Here is a 4,684-nt window from a genome sequence, read left to right on the forward strand (position 1 = left end):
CGTCGAAGGGGATCGTCGCTTGCATGTCGAGCGTTGCGATCAGCGTCTCAATGGCCGCCTTGTCGGGGATGCCGCGCACGATCGGGCAGCGCCAGATCAGCGGATCGCCCTCGAAATACATTTGCGTGATCAGCCGCTGCGCAAAGCCGTGGCCAAAGACAGAGAAATGGATGTGCGAAGGCCGCCAGTCGTTCGGCCCGTTCGGCCAGGGATAGGGACCGGGCTTGACGGTACGAAACGCATAGAAGCCATCCTCGCCTGTAATAGTTCGGCCACAACCGCCAAAATTCGGATCGAGTGGCGCCAGATAGCCATCCCTCTTATGGCGATAGCGGCCACCGGCATTGGCCTGCCAGAACTCAAGCAGCGCGCCGGGCACGCCAACGCCGCGTTCGTCGAGCACCCGCCCATAGACGAGGATGCGCTCACCGAGCGCGCTCTCGCCGGGCCTGGCGAAATTGTGGATCAGGTCGGCGTCGAGTTCGCCGAGCATGGCGTGACCGAAGACCGGGCCTGCAATCTCCGATAGCGTGTTGTCGAACGACAGCGGCGCCTTTTGCGGTGAGCGCAGCACCGAGGTTTTATAGTTCGGCGTCAGAGCCGGCGGATGCCATGTCCGGTCGCGCTGGAAGAAGGCGCCGGTCTCGGGCCTCCGGGTCGAGCCGGACTCAGCGGGCATTCTGGCTCTCGTCCATTTCCGAAAACACCTCCTTGGCGATCTTGAAGGCACGGTTGGCGGCCGGCACGCCGGCATAGATGGCGACATGCAGGAACGCCTCGCAGATGTCGTCGCGCGACGCACCGGTGTTGGCGGTGGCGCGCACATGCATGGCGACCTCCTCATCATGGCCGAGTGCGGCCAGCAGCGCCAGCGTGACGATCGAACGCTCACGCTTGGTGAAGCCCGGCCGCGCCCACACGGTTCCCCAGGCAGCCTCGGTGATCAGCTCCTGGAAAGGCTGGTCGAAATCGGTGGCGGCGATTTCGGCCCGGTCGACATGCCGGTCGCCGAGTACCGAGCGCCGCACCGCAAGCCCCTTGCGATATCTGGCTGCGTCGCCGGGGGCTTCATCCATGGGTTGCTGTCCCAGGGGCAAGCGACGCGATAAAACTGCGGATCAGGGCGACCAGCGCTTCAGGTTGTTCGACGCAAGGAATGTGTCCGGCGTCGCGGATGATCTCGAAGCGCGCGGCGGGGATCAGCTCGGCCAGCGAGCGGACGAGATCGGGCGGCGTCGAGCCATCCTGGTCGCCCCCGACACAGAGTGTCGGCACCGCGATGCGGCGTGCGGCATCGGTGAAATCGGCATCGCGAACGGCAGCGCAGGTCCCGATGTAACCGGCGAGCGCTTGCCTGGTCATCATGTTCCTATAGCCGTCGAGCTCGGCCACACGCGCTGCGTGGAAGGCGGGGGTGAACCACATTTTGAGCACGCCATCGGCAATCGCCTGGATGCCCTTGCTTTCGACCGTTGCGATGCGTGTGTTCCAGCTGTCCGTCGTGCCGATCTTGTGCGCCGTGTCGCAAAGGATCAGGCCTTCGACGATTTCAGGTCGCCTGGCATAGAGCCCCTGCGCGATCATGCCGCCGACCGACAGGCCGCACAGCACGACTTTGCTCAATTCGAAATGATCGATGAGGGCCGAGAGATCATCGACATGATCGTCGATCGACCTGATGTCGCCGATGTCGGACAGCCCGTGACCGCGCTTGTCATAGACCAGCAGCGGCATTTCACCATCGAGCGCCGAGACAATTTCGTCCCAGATCCGGAAGTCGGTGCCCAGTGAATTGATGAATATGATAGGGCGCGCATTGCCGCTCGCCTTGATGTGGCGATGGTGCAGCGTGATGCCGCCGATGGTGAGGAATGGCACGGTTTCGGTCCTCCGCCCCCACATTGCACAAGGCGTTTGGTTCGGTAAAATGATATTTTGCGTCGTTTCATTAACTCATGGGTTATTAATTCATGTCCGAGAGCCGGATCCGGTTCCGCCATTTGCAGGCATTCCTGGAGGTCGCGCGGCAGGGAAGCGTGGCACGAGCGGCTGACTTGCTGCATGTCAGCCCGCCGGCAGTGACCAAGACATTGCGCGAGCTGGAAGGGGCGCTGGGGGTTGCGGTGGTCGAGCGCGACGGCCGTGGCATCCGACTGACGCGCATTGGCGAGATCTTTCTTCGCCATGCCGGAACGGCGATCACGGCACTCAAGCAAGGCGTCGATTCTGTCCGCCAGGACGGAGCGGTCAGCCGGCACCCGATCCGCATCGGTGCGCTGCCGACAGTGTCGGCGCGGGTGATACCGCTCGCCATGGGCCTGTTCCTCGAGGAGGACACAGGTGCGGCGATCAAGATCGTCACCGGCGAGAACGCCGTGCTGCTCGAACAGTTGCGCACCGGAGCGCTCGATCTCGTCGTCGGAAGGCTGGCGGCGCCGGAAAACATGACCGGCTTCTTCTTCGAGCACCTCTATTCTGAACCGGTGCTGTTCGTGGTGCGAGCCGGACATCCGCTGCTCGATCCGGGACAGGATGTGTTCGCACGGCTCGACGAATTCCCGATGCTGATGCCGACGCGGGAATCGGTCATCCGCCCCTTCGTCGACCGCCTGTTCATCACCAACGGCATGACGGCGCCGGCAACCGAGATCGAAACCGTTTCAGACTCCTTCGGCCGCGCCTTCCTGCGGCAAAGCAATGCCGTCTGGATCATTTCGGCTGGCGTCGTTGCCAATGAACTCGGCAGCGGCGCCTTCGTCGCCCTGCCGGTCAACACCGAGGAAACCAAGGGACCGGTCGGCCTGACCATGCGGACCGACACCGCGCCCTCGCCGGCCTTTTCCATCCTGCTGCAGACCATCCGCGAAGCGGCAAGGCAAAGCGGCTGATGCGTCAGGCTGTGCGGGATCGTCATCGGCAGAAGGCAGTCGGGTCGAGGTCGAAGACCCGTCCCGGATTGAGGATGTTTCTCGGGTCAAGCGCTGAGCGACGTCGTCCGTGTCCGTCGGCAATGTAAAACAGGACAATCGTCCTGTATCGATCACGATGGATCGTGATCGATACCGGAGAGTTGTCTTACTGAAGCTTGGCTTGCAGCGCGTTGACATCGTCGGTGGTCATTTCACCGTCCGTTGCCACCTTGCCGTCGACGATCTTCCACAGGCGGAACGGGCCGGTGATGTCGCCATATTTGTCGAAGGCGACAGGGCCGATGACACCTTCATAGCGGATCGGCTTGCCGTCCTTGATCAGGCCGAGCGCCTTGGCGAACTCTTCCTTGCCGGCAAAGATCGGCGTGCCGGCCGGATCGACGGCCTTGTACATCGCATCCTTGATCTTGGCCGGATCCTCAGAACCGGCAATGGCGATGGCCAGACCAACAATCGCGCCGGCGTCATAGGAGCGGTCGGCCGCCGGATTGGTCGGTTCGATGCCGGAGAATTCCTTGTAGTTCTTGGTGAAATACTCCGTCGAGGCCGTCGGGCTGGTGCCGGAGGACGTGCCGTAGGCTTCCTTCAGATAGTCGGCGCCGACGGACTCGATGAAATCAGGGCTGTTCATGCCGTCATTGAGCAGGAATTTCTGCACGCCGCCCTGCGAGATCCAGGTACGGGCGACCGTAGCGCCGTCGACCGGCGTGCTGACGAGGTAAAGACCGTCCGGTTCGCCGGCCATTGCCGCCGTGACTTCCGAGGCATAGCTCGACTGCTTCTCATTGTAGGGCGTGTCGGAGACGATGGTGCCGCCGAGCGCTTTGTAGGCACGTGAGAATTCGGCCACCATGTTGACGCCGAAATCGTTGTTGACATGGATGATCGACAGCTTCTTGAAACCCTTGTCGACGGCGTATTTGGCGGCGGCGACGCCCTGCAGCGCATCCGAGGTGATGGTGCGGAAGAAGATGCCGTTGGTCTTGCCGTCGCGGCCGAGCGCGGTCAGCGTCGGCGAGGACGAAGCCGGCGAGACCTGGACGATCTTGGCTGGTGCGGTGACCGAAGTCAGGATCGGGATCGACACCGAGGAGATGATGCCGCCGATGATGACCGGCACCTTCTTGACCTGAACCAGCTGGGTGGCGGCGTCAACGGCGACGTTGCCCTGGCTCTGGCTGTCGCGCGTGTCGGTGACGAGATCGCAGCCGCGCACACCGCCGGCTCCGTTGATGTCGCGGAAGGCCATCTCGACCGACTTGGCGCCGGCCTGGCCGTATTCGCCGGCCGGGCCGGTCAGCTCCATGACGAGGCCGACGGTGATCTTGCAATCGGCGGCTTGCGCAGCACCCGCCATCGTGACGAGGGCGAGCGCGGTGGTGAGTTGGAGTATCGTCTTTGTCATTGTTGTTCCCCTTTCGTTACTCGACTGTATTTGAATTCTGGAGCCTGTTCAGCGTTCCGGCACCTGCAGCCAGGTCTCATGCAGATGTCGCCATTCAACGCCGTTGGGCGCCGATGAACTGGTGGTGAAGACGGCACTGGACTGGCGGCGGCTGTGCTTGCCTGCGCGCAGCTGCGCTTCGACATAGAGGACGACGATGGTATCGGCGTCCTGCCAGCCGGGCCGGATGTCCTCGATCGAAATGGCAAAACCATCGTCGCAGGAAGCGCGGCTTGCGCGGACATGATCGATGACCGCTTCGCGGTCGAGGATCTGCCCGTCCGGCGCCACCATGCTGAGGTCTTTGCCC

Annotated in this window: 6 protein-coding genes; 1 reads left to right on the forward strand and 5 read right to left on the reverse strand. The window is 62.9% G+C overall.

Annotation, left to right across the window (positions count from 1 at the left end; genetic code table 11):
* The 3 genes from pcaH to pcaD form a co-directional block, all read right to left on the reverse strand.
* On the reverse strand, positions 1-679 hold a 679-nt coding region (pcaH, locus tag EN964_RS25185), incomplete at its 3' end, for a protocatechuate 3,4-dioxygenase subunit beta (protein WP_127276861.1).
* Positions 669-1,076 (reverse strand): 4-carboxymuconolactone decarboxylase, encoded by a 408-nt coding sequence (pcaC, locus tag EN964_RS25190; RefSeq protein WP_127266583.1) that lies wholly within the window; start codon positions 1,074-1,076, stop codon positions 669-671. The genes pcaC and pcaH, both read right to left, overlap by 11 nt.
* On the reverse strand, positions 1,069-1,878 hold the full coding sequence (gene pcaD, locus EN964_RS25195; RefSeq protein WP_127266584.1) for a 3-oxoadipate enol-lactonase: 810 nt from the start codon (positions 1,876-1,878) through the stop codon (positions 1,069-1,071). Before pcaD ends, pcaC begins: the two co-directional genes overlap by 8 nt.
* Before the next feature lie 92 nt (positions 1,879-1,970).
* On the opposite strand from pcaD, the gene pcaQ reads away from it, so the two are divergent.
* Positions 1,971-2,888 (forward strand): pca operon transcription factor PcaQ, encoded by a 918-nt coding sequence (gene pcaQ / locus EN964_RS25200; protein ID WP_127266585.1) that lies wholly within the window; start codon positions 1,971-1,973, stop codon positions 2,886-2,888.
* 187 nt (positions 2,889-3,075) lie between these two features.
* Here pcaQ and EN964_RS25205 read toward each other — a convergent pair whose 3' ends face one another.
* Positions 3,076-4,335 carry an ABC transporter substrate-binding protein gene (locus EN964_RS25205; protein WP_127266586.1) on the reverse strand — a complete coding sequence of 420 codons (1,260 nt, stop codon included), beginning with the start codon at positions 4,333-4,335 and terminating at the stop codon, positions 3,076-3,078.
* A gap of 48 nt (positions 4,336-4,383) precedes the next feature.
* A partial coding sequence (locus tag EN964_RS25210) for a hypothetical protein (protein ID WP_127276863.1) occupies positions 4,384-4,684 on the reverse strand: 301 nt, incomplete at its 5' end.

Origin of the sequence: Mesorhizobium sp. M7A.F.Ca.CA.001.10.2.1 (assembly GCF_003998575.1) — a bacterium.
Lineage (GTDB): Bacteria > Pseudomonadota > Alphaproteobacteria > Rhizobiales > Rhizobiaceae > Mesorhizobium.

Excerpts from the sequence above, each read along its gene's own strand:
- pcaC (WP_127266583.1), bottom strand. The coding sequence starts at position 1,076 with ATGGATGAAGCCCCCGGCGACGCAGCCAGATATCGCAAGGGGCTTGCG.
- pcaQ (WP_127266585.1), top strand. The coding sequence starts at position 1,971 with ATGTCCGAGAGCCGGATCCGGTTCCGCCATTTGCAGGCATTCCTGGAG.
- EN964_RS25205 (WP_127266586.1), bottom strand. The coding sequence starts at position 4,335 with ATGACAAAGACGATACTCCAACTCACCACCGCGCTCGCCCTCGTCACG.